This window comes from Paenibacillus sp. FSL W7-1088, from assembly GCF_037969855.1.
Taxonomy (GTDB): domain Bacteria; phylum Bacillota; class Bacilli; order Paenibacillales; family Paenibacillaceae; genus Paenibacillus.
On the sequence record NZ_CP150216.1, the window covers coordinates 3,934,269 to 3,949,297 of the forward strand.

The 15,029-nt window shown below is 42.7% G+C and carries 10 protein-coding genes; 3 read left to right on the forward strand and 7 right to left on the reverse strand.

All coding sequences use genetic code 11. The features are described from left to right. Window positions 1-445: 445 nt before the first annotated feature. The 3 genes from MKY42_RS17710 to MKY42_RS17720 all read right to left on the reverse strand — a co-directional run bounded on the left by MKY42_RS17710 (window position 446) and on the right by MKY42_RS17720 (window position 3,252). On the reverse strand, window positions 446-655 hold the full coding sequence (locus tag MKY42_RS17710) for a hypothetical protein (protein WP_090898951.1): 210 nt from the start codon (window positions 653-655) through the stop codon (window positions 446-448). Window positions 656-1,022: 367 nt separating this feature from the next. Next, window positions 1,023-1,367 carry a VOC family protein gene (locus MKY42_RS17715; RefSeq protein WP_339852973.1) on the reverse strand — a complete coding sequence of 115 codons (345 nt, stop codon included), beginning with the start codon at window positions 1,365-1,367 and terminating at the stop codon, window positions 1,023-1,025. Between the two features lie 145 nt (window positions 1,368-1,512). Further along, entirely contained in the window at window positions 1,513-3,252 is a 1,740-nt protein-coding gene (locus MKY42_RS17720; RefSeq protein WP_090898961.1) for an ATP-binding cassette domain-containing protein, read from the reverse strand. A 384-nt stretch (window positions 3,253-3,636) separates the two neighbouring features. Here MKY42_RS17720 and MKY42_RS17725 point away from each other — a divergent pair, with 384 nt between their 5' ends. Continuing rightward, a complete protein-coding gene (locus MKY42_RS17725) occupies window positions 3,637-5,400 on the forward strand; it encodes a methyl-accepting chemotaxis protein (RefSeq protein ID WP_090898964.1) in 1,764 nt (587 codons plus the stop codon). Between the two features lie 219 nt (window positions 5,401-5,619). Here MKY42_RS17725 and ltrA read toward each other — a convergent pair whose 3' ends face one another. Then, the gene (gene ltrA, locus MKY42_RS17730) at window positions 5,620-6,912 is read right to left on the reverse strand and encodes a group II intron reverse transcriptase/maturase (protein ID WP_339843657.1); all 1,293 of its coding nucleotides are present in this window, start codon (window positions 6,910-6,912) and stop codon (window positions 5,620-5,622) included. A gap of 1,453 nt (window positions 6,913-8,365) precedes the next feature. On the opposite strand from ltrA, the gene MKY42_RS17735 reads away from it, so the two are divergent. Then, a complete protein-coding gene (locus MKY42_RS17735) occupies window positions 8,366-9,670 on the forward strand; it encodes a hypothetical protein (protein WP_339843659.1) in 1,305 nt (434 codons plus the stop codon). A 241-nt stretch (window positions 9,671-9,911) separates the two neighbouring features. Here the strand turns inward: MKY42_RS17735 and MKY42_RS17740 are convergent, their stop codons facing one another. Continuing rightward, the gene (locus MKY42_RS17740) at window positions 9,912-10,385 is read right to left on the reverse strand and encodes an HIT family protein (RefSeq protein WP_179264551.1); all 474 of its coding nucleotides are present in this window, start codon (window positions 10,383-10,385) and stop codon (window positions 9,912-9,914) included. 299 nt (window positions 10,386-10,684) lie between these two features. Between MKY42_RS17740 and MKY42_RS17745 the strand changes: the two genes are divergently transcribed. Further along, entirely contained in the window at window positions 10,685-11,281 is a 597-nt protein-coding gene (locus tag MKY42_RS17745) for a methyltransferase domain-containing protein (RefSeq protein ID WP_339843662.1), read from the forward strand. Between the two features lie 61 nt (window positions 11,282-11,342). Here MKY42_RS17745 and MKY42_RS17750 read toward each other — a convergent pair whose 3' ends face one another. Together MKY42_RS17750 and MKY42_RS17755 are read right to left on the reverse strand one after the other, a co-directional pair. Continuing rightward, window positions 11,343-13,610 carry a glycoside hydrolase family 3 C-terminal domain-containing protein gene (locus MKY42_RS17750; protein ID WP_339843664.1) on the reverse strand — a complete coding sequence of 756 codons (2,268 nt, stop codon included), beginning with the start codon at window positions 13,608-13,610 and terminating at the stop codon, window positions 11,343-11,345. A 19-nt stretch (window positions 13,611-13,629) separates the two neighbouring features. Beyond that, entirely contained in the window at window positions 13,630-14,862 is a 1,233-nt protein-coding gene (locus MKY42_RS17755; protein WP_339843666.1) for a PTS transporter subunit EIIC, read from the reverse strand. Window positions 14,863-15,029: the final 167 nt, after the last annotated feature.

Sequence of the window (15,029 nt, forward strand, 5' to 3'; positions counted from 1 at the left end):
TTTTACATCCAGCGGATTGCTGCGGTCTGGCGAATAAAATATCAATTTCTCTTTGTCGGCGATAGCTAGCGCAATATCTTCTTTCTGGCAAAGCTGGGCAAAAAACGGTGCAGCTTTGAAAATACTATCCAATAATTCAGAGCTACTTACTGTGAATTCCAATCGAACCTCTCCTCTGTCCGCATAATAACTAGACTTTATGTACTCTAAAATATTGTACCTGTAAAATGTTATTTCATTGTTAAGCGCGACTTGTATGCTTTACATATATATCTTCTTCTCCGAGGACTAATACAGAGACACAACAAATCACAATGGTACATATTCATGTCCTCATCTTGGGACATGAACTTGGTTCCTTAAAACAAAAAAGCCGCTATAATAGCGACTTTGAATGGAAGAATGTTCTTGTTCCGCGACACCATTCATTTTTTACTCTTTTCTACTACTTCTTCTTTTTTCTTTTTCTGAAGAAATCGAACTTGATCACATAATCAAAAAGAGAGGTAATTACAACAACTCCAAGTGGAAACAAGGAATATACCCATAGCGGATTATTTGGCGCTTCACCAGGAGGGGCATCAGTTAAATAAACATAAAGAACAACACAATAAATTATGGCCACTGCAATACCTGTTATATTTCTATTTTTCATAGTTGTTTTTCCACCTCTTGTACACAGAAATTCAAAGCATTATATCTTCCACCCAAGAATATCATAACCCATATTTGGAATAATCTACATCAACTATTTAATACTTTATAATATCGATTGTAAAAATATTAGATTCTGTGAACCCAGGCCTACGTCTCATATCTTTAGATACCCTTTCGTACCCAACATAGCTGATAATTCTTCAACATGAAAAAACTCCCCACACAGTAACAGGATTTATCATTTCACCTGTCAACCGTATGGGGAGAATACAACTTTTAGTAATAAGGTCTTAATGTTGTAATAACATTTGGCTCACTGTGACAGAAAAAGTTATCACTATTGTTAAGCCAGATACACTTTCGTATTAGGCTTTACTGTGAAGGGTAACTAGGTAACCGTCTGGGTCGGCAAATGTAAAAGTTCGTCCGAATGGTCCATCTATTGGTGAAGACGTAATCTTTACGCCTGCTGCAATAAGATTGTTGTGGATTTCTTGCGTATTGGGGGCATGAAGCCACAGAGCGACACCAAGTCCAGGCTGAGTACCTGAACCGAGTTCTGTTTCAGGCAACAGGTCACGAAGAGCAAATGCAATAGGCTTTGTTTCGAAGACTACAGCATGAGGTGGCCCAGCCTGTGAACGAACCAGTCCAAGATAGTTTTGATAGAATTCTGCAGAGATTTCAAGCTTACTGGATTTTTGAAAGATTCAAGTTCAGAGACTACGACATCTGCCCCATATCTAATCGGTAATCGCCCTATATTCTTGTCCATTCCGTCAATATAAAAAGCCGCTATAATAGCGACTTCAAATGGGAATATCATATTCATCGTTGAACTCAGACTAATTCACTTTAAAGGAACTTAATTAGCTCTTCTAGCTCATCAACCAAAACTTTGGCAAGTTCAAAATTAGTATCTTTTAAAGCCAATTCGATTTTCATTTCAACAGACTTTTTCTTTTGTTCCGTTTCTAGATAGTTTTCATCAAAATGACTCGCATAAATCATCTCTCTAAATTCTTGTATACTCATCTTGTTAATCGTTTTGTCCTCAATAATTAAAACATAATCCATACCATTTACAACAGAATAGAAATCATGAGAAATCATGAGAATCGCACCTTTGTAGTCCTCAATAGCTTTCTCCAATGCGATTTGTGAATAGATGTCTAAATGGCTTGTTGGTTCATCAAGCAGCAATACGTTGGCTTGACTGGCAGAAACTTTAGCCAATTGAAGCATGTTTTTTTCTCCACCAGATAAAGACTCTATCTTTTGATCAAGGATTTCTCCTTCAAAGCCATAGTCCAAAAGATGCAATCTAATCTCATCATAAGTTTGAAACCCAGCATCAATAAAGTCGTTTAGTATGGTATTCGAATCCTTGAGCATTTCGCCTTGAAACTGAGATAAATAAGCCACTGTAGCATCAGCATTTATTTCAATAGAATCCTGATTATTTTGGAAGATTTCGCGGAGTAACGTCGTTTTCCCGGTACCGTTTGGACCGATCAGGGCTATTTTATCTGTCGATTTGATCTCAAAGTTCACATTTTCCAAAAGTAATTCGTCAAAGGAAACGCTATAGTTATTGACGTTAACCACAACGGTGTCTTCCATTTCCTTTTCGATGCCAAAACGGATATTCGGCTGCTTGATATCAACAAATGGTTCTTTTATTCGACGCGCTTCCAATCTCTCTTGAAACTTGACTCTGGCTTTTAACGCTCTGCCTCTGGAGGCTTCCGAATTATACGTGGCGATCTCTCTAAGATTGTCGATGATATGATCGTACCTCTCAATTTCTTCAGCTTCAGCTACCGCAATTTCTTGCAGCTCGATCTTCGTCTGAAGCAACGAGAAGTTATAGTCGATGTATCGCCCGTCAAACTCTTGGATCTCCGTGTTTTCAAGGTGTATTATTTTATTGAAACAATGATTCAAAAGATAGCGATTGTGCGTAACAACGAGAAGCATTCCCTTGTGGGAATTAATCAATTTTTTAAGTGCATTCAGGTTTTCAAAGTCTAGAAATACATCGGGTTCGTCCATGATCATTAAGTCTGGACGATTCAGCATTTCCTTCATTACTTGAATAAGTTTGAATTCCCCGCCGCTTAATTCGGATACATCAAGGTCTTTTAGCTTCATGAGGTTGGCAAGGTTTAGCTGCTTATTAATGGTGTTTTCGTAATTATCCCCATCCATCGCCTCGAAGGCATCCAAAGCCAATTGAACCTTTTCAAGCAGCGCATCCATATCCGACGTGGTGGCCATCTCCGCATACATAGCTGTGATTTCATCTTGTAACTTGATGAATTCTTCTCCGATATATTCAAAAACGGTCATTTCTTTCGTTTTCTCGACTTGCGAGAACTGACTCACATACCCAATTCTGCAATCGGGGTCTATCTCTAACTTGCCCTCGAACAAATATCGTTCAGGATCCATCAGGATATCGATCAGTGTACTTTTCCCACTGCCGCTTGTTCCGATAAAAGCGCAATGTTGTGCCTCTTCAAGCGTAAATGAAATGTTATTATATAGTTCTTTTTGTGGAAACGAGAAGGATAAGTTATCAACTTTTATCATAGTGTTACCTTTCTTTATAACTAAAATGGTGGCTAATATTAAATGTATTGTTAAACACAGACTTTTAGAGTAACACTGTTTACCACCAAGTACAATCCATTTGTTGCCCTCACCCCCACTTCGAAATTCAAATACTTTCTATAGAATGGTGGCTTGTTGGACAATTTTCAGAATCAACCACTGCGTACGATAATGAAGATTCATCTAAAACATGGACGAAAAAGCAGCCTGGACGTTTATCCAATCCCAAGAGTTTTCTGCACTTCAACCTATATGTATATACAAATTTAGGATTAGTCTTCATTTCCCCCTTCAATATTACGATAAATAGTATGGGGTTATACAATAACCATATTATTTATTACTTCCAAGGGGGAACAGAACGTGAGACAGACTCGCAAAAAAAAGATGGATTTAAGGTTCAAACTGTATTTGATCATTCTGGTTCCGCTGCTGGCCATGGGCGGTCTAATCATGTGGACCACTATCGACTCTAGTGAAAATGCATCATTAATGACCATGCAGCATAACAATCAGCAGCTGGCAGTGAATACTGCCTCTCAACTAGGTCAGGAATCGGAATTAATCACGACTTTATCCTCTACTGCTTCAGAGGAGAGCAACGAATACAAAAGTCTTAGAGACGAACTCGTTAAAGTTAGGCTTCAATCGGGAGCCTTATACGTTTATATGTATAACAAAACTTCAGACGGGTGGATCTACACCGTGGATGGAGCAGATTGGGACGATAAGGAATACAGCCCTTACGGGACTGCAATGGAATTCAAACCCCAGATTCAGGAACGCTTGTTAAGTGGTGAAGTCGTCACAACGGGCATTGTAGATGATCCAACCTGGGGACAGCTATTGTCCTCCTTTACACCAATCAAGGATTCGCAAGGTACTATTATTGGCTATCTGGGCATTGATATTTCTGCTGCAGCAGTGAACCAAGTCTCCGAGACATCCTTGAATAATGCTTATCGGACCATTATCCCGATTTTTGTGGTTGTACTCGTTCTATCTTTGGTTATGATGCTATTCGTAGTAAGGGGCATTCTCGGACAAGTGCGCGATATTAAGTCAAGCCTCGAACAGGTTGCTGATGGGAATCTCAAAGTCGTGTCCAAACATATGACAAACGATCAGCTCGGTGACATCAGTGATTTGATTAATGTCATGGTTGCCCAATTGACGAACATTCTGTTGGGAATACAGCAAGGATCCAATACCTTGCAGCATTCCTCGAAAAATATTGCGGAAACGGCTCAAACGAACCTGCGTCAGACCGAAGAACTTTCCAGAGCGATCGAAGAAATTGCCATAGGGTCTACGAAACAGGCCGAAGAGACAGAACAATCCGTCCAGCACTCAGAGAGTCTCGGCAAAATAATGGATGAAGTAGGTTCATATGTGCAACAGTTTACCCATACTTCAGAGCAGTTATCTGCCGTGCAAGTACAAGTTACACATGAACATGAGGTTCTGCTTGAAAAGAGCCGCGAGAATGCGAAGCGTGTTGAGCATCAGCAGGAAATTTCCAGTTCACTGACGACTCAATCGGAACTCGCTTCCTCCATTAGCGGACAAATACACAACATTTTAAAACAAACTCAAATTCTATCGCTGAATGCTTCAATCGAGGCAGCCCGCGCTGGCGAAGCGGGAAAAGGCTTTGCGGTCGTTGCTGGTGAAATGGGACAGCTCGCTCAGCAATCCGAACGTTCGATTCAGGAGATTGATGAAATCCTGAGTTCATTTGTTCAAGAGATACATCGTATGGGCAGTCATTTTGATGCGAATATGGTGGCGGTCAAGGAGCAGGAAGAACAGATCGCTGATTGCCTCCAGACGTTCAGACAGGTTAGCCGTTTATCGAACGAAGTGCATGAGCTGGCTCAACGTTTGGAAAGCCGTACGGTGGATATGCACTCTATTCGTCAGGAAGTGGAGCAGCACTTGAGCTATATTGCTTCCGCAACCGAGGAAACTTCAGCCATGGCCGAAGAAGTCACTGCAAGTGCTGTGGAGCAGCAGCGATCGGCCAACGAATTGTCGAACATATCCGGCCAGCTCGCCAGCCTTGCAGGGAACCTCAAATCATATTCTGATCAATTTCAGATCGAAGTCCGTAAATCAGATTCATAATAATAAAAACCCCGTTACCTGTCGATTCAGACTGCGGGGTTTTGCTTTAATCTACCTTACAATTTTCTAATTCTACCTTGTAACTGTGCTCATCTTTGGATATGAACTTAGTTCCTCTAGAGTAAAAGGCTGGGCAAAACCCAGCCCCTCCTCATCAAACCGTACGTGAGGTTTTCCCTCATACGGCTTTCCGATGTTCGTCATTCATGCGCATGCAAATTACAACAGCGTTTTTAGTCCATATTGGCTGGCGATATATTTAACCTCTGATACTGAACCCATCCATTTTCTGCGTTGCCTCTTCTTCGCGTACCACCGGGTTAACCGTTGCAACATATACCAATCCAGCTTAGCGAGTCTCTTTTGGCTGTAGCTTGTGTAGTAATAATTTCTCCACCCTTGAATCTTCGGATTGAGCCATTTCACATGCTCCGCAAACGATCTGGATCGCATACTCGGTGGGGATAATCGCTCTTTAATCACTCCACGAATACGTTCTTCTGCCTGTTGGGTTAGCCATTGCTGCGTGGTGTAGTATACCTTCCCTTGCGACGTTTCTGCTTTCGTTTTTCGGTGGTGCATCCCTAAAAAGTCGAATCCTTCGTCTCCTGTCCATAAGCCTACAATGCGGGTTTTGGTCGGGTGCAGGGTTAACTCCAGACGTTCCATGATTCTGCGTATAAGTTCATATGCATGCTCCGCGTCCTTTTTGGTTTTGCAGACCACCACAAAGTCGTCTGCATACCTTGTCAGTTCTCCCAGACCTCTTCCGTGTTTCTCCCATAGTCGGTCAAAATAGTTCAGATAGATATTCGCCAGAAGCGGTGAGATCACACCACCTTGCGGCGTTCCTAAATCAGAGCGCCGTACGTTTCCTTCTTCCATCACTCCCGCCTGAAGCCACTTCCGTATTAATTTCAGGATCCGCCTGTCGTTGATGCGCATCTGCACCAATTTCATCAGCTTCTCTTGATTCATGTTATCGAAGTAACCTTGGATATCGACGTCGACTACCCAATTCCCTTTGCGGTTGCAGGCTTTCCGAATTCGTTCCAGCGCTCCTTTCGCACTTCGTTTCGGGCGAAATCCAAAAGATACATCCTCAAAATCCGCTTCAAAGATGGGTTCAATCACCAGTTTCGTTGCCATCTGTATGACTCGGTCGCGCACGGAGGGTATGCCCAGCGGTCTTGGCTTCCCATCTTTCTTGGGGATATAATGCCGCCGTACAGGCTGCGGATGGTAGTTGCCTTCTTTCAACGCTCGTTCGCAGTCCTTGAGGAAGTTCATTTCTCCTTGTTCCTCCACATCTGCCAGCGTCATGGCATCTACACCTGCCGCTCCCTTGTTCGCTTTCACTCGTCTCCAGGCTTCGCACAAGACATCCCATCGGTAGACTTTGTCGTACAAGGCATGGAATTTACGCTTGCCGTTCTCCTTGGCCACATGACCTAGCTTTTCTTGGAGTTGTTGAACTTTTTCCTTTGGTGTTGTTAGCCGATTGGCATTCACTCACTCGTACCTCCTCCAAAAGCATAAACAAAGCAGGGCTCCTTCCCTCCCCAAGGTTATGTTGTCCTTGGGTTCTTGGGTACTATGAGCCCCTCGGACTCCCTTCCCACAGACGTTTCACTTCGTCTTTTGGACTTATTGAATGTCTCTTTACGAATTCCTAAAAGAAAAAAAAAAATCCGTGTGGGGGAGGGTCTCCCCAGTTCACTGCATCCTCTTTCATTCCATGCTGTTCCCTATACGCCGGAGGATTCTTCGCTGTCGTTCCAAGTTCTTCACAGCTTCCTTGGCCTTCGTCCAGATTCGCGAGACTCGGCTTCCTCTTGTCCCTCTTGCGAGGCCTTTTTAACGACGCGGCAGGATTCACTTTATGTTACAGCCTGGCTTGTTGCTCGCCCTGTCTCTGACAGGTACTTTCGTCGATACGCTTTTACGCACAGATTTCGCCATACGCAAGTATCCTAGCTACGCAGGGGCTTGGCCCCTCCTGCGACCGGACTTTCACCGGCTAGAAGATGCGTGCTTAGCTGGGCACGCCAAATCAAAAAAAGCCCCTAAAATAGGGACTTTGAATGTAATAATGTTCTTGTCCTGCGACAAGCATACACAGAATAGTGCATGCCTTTTCTCTTCAGTGCATATATACACAATTCGGAAATTATCCAACCAACCACTCCATTCCATTAAAATGTATGAATTATTGCTACAGAATCGCTTTTTGAGCCTTAATAGTGGAGGAGAAATATCAAAATCTATCCGACATATTGAAGAATTAACTGGTATATTGCTACGGAAAGCCCTAAAATACTCGCTTTCATTTTAGATGGATGATATCTTTTGCTGCGAAACAAGTACAGAAAGATCACTATAAATCCTAAGGGAATCAACAGCTGAAAGACACCTTCTGTTGTATAACGAGAATAAATTGGAATAATGGAAGTACTGATCAAAAAGTAAAAGAAAACTGTAAAACGTCTTGTTTCTAAGTGCTTGCTCCACCTTACTAAAAAGAAAAAAATAATGATTCCGATAATTGTAATGTGTAAAGGGGGGAGAAGAATAGAAACGTTCCCAAATTTGAACTCCATTTTGCATTGCCCTCCTCTTTTTAATCATCACCACTTTTTGTTCCGGATTGGGGAAGTATGTACATTATATGTTATAATTGAAAGGTTGATTTTACCAAAAGAAAGGAGGAATGTAAAAAAACATTGTTGAGTTTATAGTTTTCGCTTAAGATTTTAGCTTTATTATGGAACCATTCCAAACAGGTGGTGCCAGGCAAAGAACCAGTAGATATTGGGTACTTCATAGATCGCGGAACAAATATCCATGTCACAAATTTAAGAGGTACATCTCCCATTGATGTGGCGACAAGCTATAAACCAGACAAGATCATCCCATTTTCAGAAGAATATCGACCATTACATCGAGACTAGGAGGAACTCATATCATGAAAAGGATCACCAAACGTACTTTTCTAATCACTACTCTAACAACGTTCATTACTATTTCCTTAGTCCCCATCGCCACTTCAGTATCTGCTTCTGATTACAAGCAACTTCCAAAGCCAGAGTGGACCTATGACGTACCTACCGATACGACACCCCAAATACATAGTAAGAACTATTATTTCACAGGAAATATCTTCTACCCGATCGTATCAGAACAGACTAACTCTCAAACTGCATATACATTCTTGTATCAGTCAGATCGCTCTACCGGCAAAACTAAATCCGTACACTCCTTACTAGCGATAGACGACAAAACTGGAAAACAGAAGTGGATTCATAAATCGCCTATGCCCTACAATTCGTTTGAAATAGATCAGAGCGGTAACGTCTACTACTTCGATGAGGTAAATTCCGGTAACAAGAAGGTATACCAGTTGATCTCTCTGGATTCAAATAACAAGCCACGATGGGTCAAAACATTCAAAGAGCACTTTCAATTCAATATCCTAGAAGATGGGCGCATAGCCGTGATTACTTTCACAAAAGACACCAGTGTGATTACTCTTTATACAAAGGAAGGCAAGCCGCTTATCAAAAGGGAGTTTCCTGGCCACGTAAGACATATTCAGGGGAACTACGTCGGTTTGTTAAATTCTGATGCTCCGAGAAACACGACGACAATTGATATTTACTCCATTCCTACAGGAAAGAAGATTATTTCCGCTGTCCAACCGCAGGATCACGTCAATATTGTGCATGCTGACTTTGAAGTTCTAAGTGGCGGAACTGTGATTGTTCCCATCTACGATGCAAAGATGGAAGTGGAAACCTTGCACGGCTATAAGCCTAACGGGGAACACAAATGGATCAGACCATTGCCTAAGCCAGCACAGGATGCCGTTTTCGGTACAACGTATGCGCATAATATGTACGATTCTTTGTACGTATCCTTAGGAAATAATTATCTGATTCAAGAGAAAAATAAGCTTAGTCTGTACAATACTAACAATCAATTGATTGCGACCAAGACGTTTACTGATTTACCTGCACAAGGACTGTTACAACGACTAAATGATCAGAGCATTGTCTTCGGAGCCGTCGACAAAACACAAGCTTGGTATGATTCATCTAAACCGGAGCCTAAGAAAGCCGCCTACTATATTCTGGACTCTAACACACTAAAAATAAAAAACTCTTTTGTAATCGATGACGCACTTTTTCACCAAGCCGATGTTCGTTTTCACGATGCAAATACATTCTATATCCAGATGAGTGAAACCATTGCCAAATACATTCTAGAGTAGCATATGCAGGCTGGAGTTCCCCCCCATTTTAACGATGTATGCCTAGCCCCTCTCCAGGAGCGAAGTCATACATCGTTTCTTTTTTTATCAAATGAGCAGCCTGCAGAATTGCAGACTACTCATTAGTTTTATTGAGATATCGTTTCCTGTTAGCTTAATGAAAGAACCTTATTTTTCTCTTGTAGGGCCCACGTAATCTCAGATTCATTTCCGACTAGAGTTATCATTCGCCTGCTAGATCTTAAATGTTTTCCTTTATCCAAGAACGCAGCTTATCTGCATAAAAAGCGCGTTCATCTAGATCAGATGGAGAACCCTTTGACAGATAAAGTTGATCATTCATATATCTAGGGTAAACATGGAGATGATAATGCCACACGTCTTGATTGCCAGCAGGCTCATTATGTTGCCGCGTAGAAATCCCTTCACATCCATATGTACTTTTCATTGCAAATGCTGTAAGTTGAGCCGCGCGGTGAATTTCAACAGCGTAATCCGCAGGGAGGTAAAAGATGTTCTCGAAATGTTGATTCGGAATAACAAGAACATGTCCTTTATTTTTTGGCCACCATTTGCTCGCTATAAATGCAGTTACCTTTTCATTCTGATAGATGATATCCCTTTCTTTTGTTCCCTGATTGGGGCGTTCGATCCCCCAAACACAACAAAATGGACATTCGTATCCTTCGGGCTTATGTGAAAATAATGCTGTCATCTTTCGCATTCCACTCCTTTCATATTTTTCCAACCACCTATTAGACGCAGGCCGTTTCTGTTCGTTGCGTTATCCTCAATATTGGTAATCAATTAGAGCTCTCCTTCACACCGGCATGCAAGGCTCTCTTCCCATGATAAATTGGCAAGGCTTTTTGTCTTGAACGTAGTAGTATCGCTTTGCTAATGTAATCTTTAGATTTTCTTCAGAATTATGCTTATTAATTCCTTAGTTTTTTTCATTATGATTTCTATATCAACAAGAGAATATCATTGAATGCAACCATGGAGGATACCGCGATGAAAACATCCGAACCGTTTCTTTTCCTGCAAGGATTCTTAAAGAACCCCAAACGAGTAGGAAGTGTCCTTCCCAGTTCCAAATTTCTAGCCAATAAAATCGTCCAGTCTGTACAATGGGATGAAGTTAAAACGATTGCAGAGCTGGGGCCAGGAACAGGTGCCGTCACACGTCAAATGAGAGCAGAATTACCCCAAGCTGCAACCGTGTTTTTATTTGAAAGAGACCCCAAAATGAGAAGTAATCTGAAGAAAACATATCCTGAATTCATGTTCCATTCGAATGCATCCTATCTTTTGAAAAGGATCAATCAAGAACATATCCATCAGTTGGATAGCATCATTTGCGGACTGCCCTTTTTTAATTTTTCTAGAGAAATGAGACAAAACATCCTGTCACAGATTCATACAGCGCTCCGACCTGGAGGCACACTAGTTTTGTACCAGTACTCACTTCATATGAAGAAACGATTAGCTGACTTATTCGATATTGAGAAAATTCAATTTGTGCCCTTCAGCTTCCCTCCTGTTTTTGTGTATACTTGTCGCAAAAAGAAAGATGAAGGACACAGTGAAACGAGAGAAGCAGTATACTAACCATACGAAGTGTTAAAGAAAAAAACCATCTATAAAAAGATGGTTTTTAAAGGAAGTAAGATTACCGTGCCTTCTCAACACGAGCAATAAGTTCTTGAATCACCTCGTCAGGCGACCGATCAATCATCCAATTTTGCCCAAACATCTGGAACAATTTCACTACAGGAAAGTCCTCCCAGAATCCAACAAATTCTTCGTTTAGATACACCTTGTCTGTGACGTGCTCGTTCATTTCATCCAGGCACTCTTCTAACACTTTTTTTGCCACGGAATCGCTCAACCATTCGCTGAGCAAGCTGAACTTGTGGAACGTGACTTCTTCCTTTCCGAAGTTGCAATGCAAACGTTCGGTGATCCGGATGTCTCGGGATGAGCTACCCAGTGCGATTTGGAAAAATCCACTCTCTGCAATCCAACGGTTATACTTGGTGTTGTAGTATGAGAAGTCTCTCTCTTCAAGCTCGAAGACGATTCTGCGTTTTTCGCCAGGCTCAAGCTCGATTTTGGCAAAAGCTTTTAATTCCTTCTCCGGACGGGTCCAATTGCATTCCTCATCATGCACGTATAATTGAACAACTTCCTTCCCTTTTCGCTTGCCCGTGTTTTTCAGTTGAAAGGACACCGTAACCCCTTTCTCCACTTGATCTACTTCGAGGTCCGCATATGAAAACGAAGTGTAGGACAAACCATGACCGAACGGGAATTGCGGTGCAAGTTCTTTACGGTCATAATATCGGTAGCCTACAAATAGACCTTCACGATAATACAGTTTGCCGTTTTCTCCCCGAATCCGCATATGGGACGGGTTATCCGACAACTTCACTGGGAAGGTCTCGGATAATTTGCCTGAAGGGTTCTCCTGTCCAAACAATACTTCTGCGATCGCTCTACCCATCCCTTGGCCCGACAACCAAGAATGAACAACACCAGGCACAAGCTGCACCCATGGGCGCATGACAAGAGCAGAGCCACTGCTTGTCACCACGATGAACTTAGGCTGAACCGCTGCAACCGCCTGAATCAACTTCACTTGATGCTCCGGAAGATCAATGCTCTTCAGATCGCGCATCTCCGATTCGGCATATTCCGGTTGGCCAACGAACATTACTGCCACATCGGAGTTCTTGGCCAAAGATACACTTTCTTTAATCAAGTCTTCCTGAATGGAGTCATCCTCCGGGTAACCTTCAGCGTAACCCAATGTTACCGAGGTTCCGGCCAGCTCTTTTATTTCATCCCAAGGAATGTCGACTCTAGTAGGGGTTACCTTTGCACTGCCCGCCCCCTGAATTCTGGGTTTCTTGGCAAACCGTCCAATCACGGCAATCGACGAGATCGAATCCGGCTGCAGCGGAAGAATCGCATTTTCGTTTTTTAGAAGGACAATACTTTCGGCTGCCGCTTTACGTGCAAGGGCATGATAGTTTTGATCTCCGTAAGAGTCTGTGGCTTGGTTGCTCGTAACCCGCTCGACCAGCTTCAAAATGCGGGCAACACTCCGATTCAGCTGTTCTTCGGAAAGAGTCCCGTTCTGAATGGCTTCAACGATCGCTTTGGTATTGTAATGAGCAGGACCCGGCATTTCAAGATCAAGTCCAGCCTTCAGGCCGCGAATCCGGTCATTAACGGCAGTCCAGTCGGACAGAACAACACCTTCGTAACCCCATTCTTCTCTCAAAATGTCATTCAGCAGATGTTCATTCTCGCTTGTATACGTTCCATTTAACAAGTTATAAGAACACATAACCGTCCAGGGATCAGATTTTTTGATGATACGTTCAAAAGCACTAAGGTAAATTTCGCGCAGTGTCCGCTCGTCTATTTCCGAACTGGTTACCATTTTCTCAAACTCCTGGTTGTTACCAGCAAAGTGCTTGAGGGAAGCTCCTACCCCCTCGCTTTGGATACCGTTAATGAATGATGCACCGAGTTCACCCGTTAAGCATGGATCTTCCGAATAGTATTCAAAATTTCTTCCGCCAAGCGGTGTTCTTTTCATATTGACTCCCGGTCCAAGCAGTAACTCGACGTCCATAGCCTTCGATTCACGACCTAGCGCAACTCCCACCTCATACAACAAATCCGTATTCCAAGAGGAGCCTATCGCAGAACCCGTTGGGTAACAGGTCGCGGGAACGTTCTCTGTCGTGATGCCCATTTCTTCGTCACTATTCGTTTTACGGATCCCGTTAGTTCCGTCATACATATGAACGGGCGGGATATTTAACCGCTCAATTCCTTTGGTCATCCACATATTTAATCCCGCGCAGATTGAGGCTTTTTCGCTAAGAGTCATTTCCTTCAGCAATTCATTAATCGATTTGTTCATGTCAATCCATCCTTTTTAATCAGTTTTGTTCCTGTTCCTTTTTCAGTTCTTGTGCATCATATAGTTTGAAAAACGGGAACCAGACAACGAATACAATCAGCAGGATTACCGCAAGCAAAATGAGTCCGTTGACGCCGGACATAATGTAGGTTGACAGTCCGATTGGCGTATACCACAATTGAAAGATCTGGCTCGGAATTCTTGCAAAACCCATATTTAATGCCAAATACACAATAATCGGCGTGATCAGTCCGTTGATCCACATCGGTACCATGAGAAGCGGATTGAAAGCAATCGGTGCTCCGTACACGACTGGCTCGTTAATATTGAACAAGGAAGGGATAATGGTCGCCTTGCCGACAGACTTTAATTTTTTCGATCTTGCCAGCAGGAACCAGACGACGAGTGGCAAGGTCGCACCCATTCCCCCAATACCAAGCCAGCCGGAGAAGAAGGTTTCGAAGGTATTAATATTGACCGGATCTTGTCCAGCTGCGACGAGAGCGGCATTCTCTTCGATTGCGGGTATCCATATGGCGTACCAGATCGGTGTCATGACCCATGGACTTACGCCGAAGGAATAGAGCACAACACCGATGAAGTTAAACAATACAAACCCAGTCAGGCTTTGCCCCATCGCATTGATGGGTTCGAACACGCTTACGATCAGTGCAAAGATATCGAAATGAAGCTGGTATACGAGCAGCCATCCAGAAGTTAACACCAAAGCAATAGGGACGAGAAAGTCGAACCAATCCATGATGAACTCGGGAAGAGATGATCCTTTTTTGAAAAACGAGAATTTATTGCATACATTCATGACAAGTGCAACAAATACCCCCACCAAAAGCGCCGTGATCATACCGGAAGGACCAAATCGTTCAAGGATGAACTGAATGGTTCCATCTTCATTCACGCTCGGATTAAGAAGCATAACGAACAGGGAGACCCCTGACATCCCCGCAAGCAGCTTAATTTTGTGGCGATCCTTTTTTTCCATGACTACATACGGCGTCAAAAAAGCAATAAACAGACCCAACAAACCAAAACTGAATGTCGTTATGGGTGTCAGGTCCGGCATTCCCGGAATGAAATCCTGCAAAATCGAAATTAATGTAATGATCGAACCGATAAAAATCATCGGAATAGCGACCATGATCGCTTCTTGAATCGACGAAACCCAAATATTGTTCGTAAACGCCTCCAATCTGGGCGCAAACGATTCTGTCATCCATTTCATAAAACGCTTCATCCAAACTCCCCCTACTTTCCTCTTAGCTGCTATAACCATAGTATAAAGTTTCATGTTAACGCTTTCTTGTTGTAACTTGCCGCATCTTGGTTCGTTTTTTGTCCTCTTCATGCCTTTAGTTCTATCTTGTCTGCTTCAGCTGGAATTAAACAACAAAAAACACCCCT

Excerpts from the sequence above, each read along its gene's own strand:
- MKY42_RS17710 (WP_090898951.1), bottom strand. The coding sequence starts at position 655 with ATGAAAAATAGAAATATAACAGGTATTGCAGTGGCCATAATTTATTGT.
- MKY42_RS17720 (WP_090898961.1), bottom strand. The coding sequence starts at position 3,252 with ATGATAAAAGTTGATAACTTATCCTTCTCGTTTCCACAAAAAGAACTA.
- MKY42_RS17735 (WP_339843659.1), top strand. The coding sequence starts at position 8,366 with ATGAAAAGGATCACCAAACGTACTTTTCTAATCACTACTCTAACAACG.
- MKY42_RS17740 (WP_179264551.1), bottom strand. The coding sequence starts at position 10,385 with ATGACAGCATTATTTTCACATAAGCCCGAAGGATACGAATGTCCATTT.
- MKY42_RS17745 (WP_339843662.1), top strand. The coding sequence starts at position 10,685 with ATGAAAACATCCGAACCGTTTCTTTTCCTGCAAGGATTCTTAAAGAAC.
- MKY42_RS17750 (WP_339843664.1), bottom strand. The coding sequence starts at position 13,610 with ATGAACAAATCGATTAATGAATTGCTGAAGGAAATGACTCTTAGCGAA.
- MKY42_RS17755 (WP_339843666.1), bottom strand. The coding sequence starts at position 14,862 with ATGAAGCGTTTTATGAAATGGATGACAGAATCGTTTGCGCCCAGATTG.